Consider the following 2612-nt stretch of genomic DNA (forward strand, 5'->3'; position numbering starts at 1 on the left):
GTAAGCGCCAGTTTCGGCACACCTTGAGTGCGACGAGCGTATTCAGGCAGGATGCGGCGGGGCGGCTTTCGGCGGGGCGAAGTTGAACGGCAACAGGTCGCTGATGTCGGCGTCTGGCGTTCGCTGTGGCAACTCTGTGAGCACGTGGAGCATATAGGCATATGGCTCGACGTCACAGGCCCGGCACGTCAGCATCAGGCTATAGATCATGGCGCTTGCCTTGGCGCCGGCCACGGTGTCTGCGAAGAGCCACGCCTTTCGGCCTGTGCAGAATGGCCGAATGTCACGTTCCACCGCGTTGTTGTCCACCGGCGCCCGTCCATCGATAGCATATCGACTCAGGTATTCCCACTGATTGCGCGCGTAGGCGATGGCCTTGCCCAGCAGGCTTTCCGGCAGTACCTGTGGCGCCTGCTCATCCAGCCACGCCTTGAAGGCTTTCAGTAACGGTATGCTGTGTTGCTGACGCAGCCGGTACGTGTAGTTGGCGCGTGTTTCGCCGTTGGGCAGATCCTCCTTGGCGAGCGCTTCGACCTGATACAGGACCTTGAAGTACTCGAGGGCCTTTGCCACTCGAGCGCTGGGCTTCTTCTGACCCTTTTGCGCATCAACGAACATCCTCCTTGAGTGCGCCAGGCAGCCGAAGTGCGTGACGTCTTCGAGGGTACGCCAGGCACTGTAGCCATCGGTCATCAGCATGCCCTCGTAGCCGGCGAGGAACGCCCGCGGATACTCTTGTCCGCGCCCCGGCTGGTAGTCGAATAGCACCACCGGATGCTCGCAATCCTCCGCGCTGCGATACACCCACATATACGATTTGCTCTGCGCGGCCTTGCCTTCCTCCTTGAGCACCTGCACCGTCGTCTCATCGGCATGGATCAGTGGCTGCGACAGCAGCGTGCGGCGTAGCGCCTCGTACAGACGGCTGTAGTGCAATTGCGCAGGGCGAATGATCCAGTTCGCCAGCGTGCCACGGCCAACCGCAATCCCAGCGCGCCCCAGCGCATCTTCCATGCGATACAGCGGCGTGCCGTCAACGTATTTGCCGATGGTCACCGTCGCCAGCATCGCCGGGCTTGCGTTGCTGCCCGGCAGGGGTTGGGCTGGCATCGGCGCGGTCAACACCGGCGTGCGCTCGGCATTGCGATCGCAGTGCCGACACGCGTATTTGAAGCGTACGTGCTGCAGTACCGAGACCTTTGCTTCGATGTGCAACTGCTCGCTGACTTCCTCGCCCATGCGGTGCATCGATCCCTGACAGCATGGGCAGATCTTCTGGTCTTCGGTCAGGTCGTACTCGATGCGCTGGCGCGGCAGCTCTGCCGGTAGCGGCTTGCGGCCGCGTTTTCGGCCTGCAGACCTGTCAGGTTCCGGCAATCCCGTGTCCGGAAGCGCGAATGCGTCATCCTCGTCATCAGGCAGAGCCGTGGCAGCCATCTGCTCGGCTTCATCGAACACGCGGTCCTTGAGCTTCTCGCTGCTCGGTGCGAAGCGTTTGGACTGTGCGAGGCGGAACTGCTCTTCGAGGAGCTTGATGCGCTCGGTCAGCTCGGCGATGTGCTGGGCGTTAGTGGCAGCCCGCGCTTCGAGCTCGCGGATATAGGCTTGGGCCGCCGGCGGCAATCCCGAGAAGTCGTGTTCGTTCATGCTGGACACGATAGTGCAGCTACCACGCAGATAGGTATACGTCACCCCGAACAGCAATCAAGCCGTGTGCTGATATTGGCGTGACGGGTGGCGCTGCACGGCGTCCACATCGATACCGTCCAGCAGCCAGTGCAACTGCTCGGTTGTCAGCTCGATCACTGTTTGCTGACGCCGTGGCCACGCGAAGCGGTCTTCCTCCAGGCGCTTGAGCAGCAACCAGAACCCGTTGCGATCCCACAGCAACAGCTTGACGCGGTTGCGCCGGCGGTTATGGAAGGCATAGACGGCGCGGGCAAAGGGATCAAGCTGCATCGACTGCTCGACCAGCGCAACCAATCCATTGATCCCGAGGCGGAAATCCACGGCATTGCGGTGAAGGTAGACCTGCACGTCGGCGCCGAATCGGAACATCAACGCACTCCCAACGCTTCGATCATCGCCTTCACAAGCGCAACGTCCTGCCCGCCGCATTCAAGTTCGAGCGTCACGCCGTTGGGTAGCCGCGCCCTCAGTAGCGCTGGTGTCAGAGATGGGCGTTGCGATGGTTGCGTGCGAGCAGGCGCCTCGGCCGGCGGACGTCCACGCACCACCGGCGGTTCCGTGACACGCATCACGTCGCTCACCTCGACGACCGGCACGAACGCCGGCAACGTAGACCCTGTGGCCGCGGCGGCTTCATTTGCGACCTGGTGCAGCCGAATCCACTTGCGCAACTGGTTCGTATTGATGCCGAGCTTGAGAGCCATCCCGGCTACCGATACCCCAGGCCGCAGACATGCCTCGACCAGTCGGCGCTTGTCCCTTCGGTCAAAGTCCCGCTTTCCGTTGGAGCGAATACGGATCACCCTCAGCGGCGGAACGTCAAACTCGGCTTCCATCATGATTGCGTCCGCAAATAGTGGTTGCGGACGCAAGCCTGCCCACTCTCAGCCGCAAATACTAGGTGGGGTCAATTTCGCGCTTAC

At 62.0% G+C, this 2612-nt stretch carries 3 protein-coding genes; all 3 read right to left on the reverse strand.

What is annotated here, in order from left to right:
* Positions 1-42: 42 nt before the first annotated feature.
* The 3 genes from tnpC to tnpA are packed head-to-tail and all read right to left on the reverse strand — an operon-like array spanning position 43 to position 2528.
* Positions 43-1647, reverse strand: a complete 1605-nt coding sequence (gene tnpC / locus OR16_RS34330; RefSeq protein ID WP_006163466.1) for an IS66 family transposase — start codon at positions 1645-1647, stop codon at positions 43-45.
* Positions 1648-1704: 57 nt separating this feature from the next.
* On the reverse strand, positions 1705-2058 hold the full coding sequence (gene tnpB / locus OR16_RS34335; protein WP_006163467.1) for an IS66 family insertion sequence element accessory protein TnpB: 354 nt from the start codon (positions 2056-2058) through the stop codon (positions 1705-1707).
* Positions 2058-2528, reverse strand: a complete 471-nt coding sequence (gene tnpA, locus OR16_RS34340; RefSeq protein WP_006163468.1) for an IS66-like element accessory protein TnpA — start codon at positions 2526-2528, stop codon at positions 2058-2060. The genes tnpB and tnpA overlap by 1 nt, the downstream gene beginning before the upstream one ends.
* Between the last annotated feature and the right edge of the window lie 84 nt (positions 2529-2612).

The sequence above is a fragment of the Cupriavidus basilensis OR16 genome, from assembly GCF_000243095.1.
Taxonomy (GTDB): domain Bacteria; phylum Pseudomonadota; class Gammaproteobacteria; order Burkholderiales; family Burkholderiaceae; genus Cupriavidus; species Cupriavidus basilensis_D.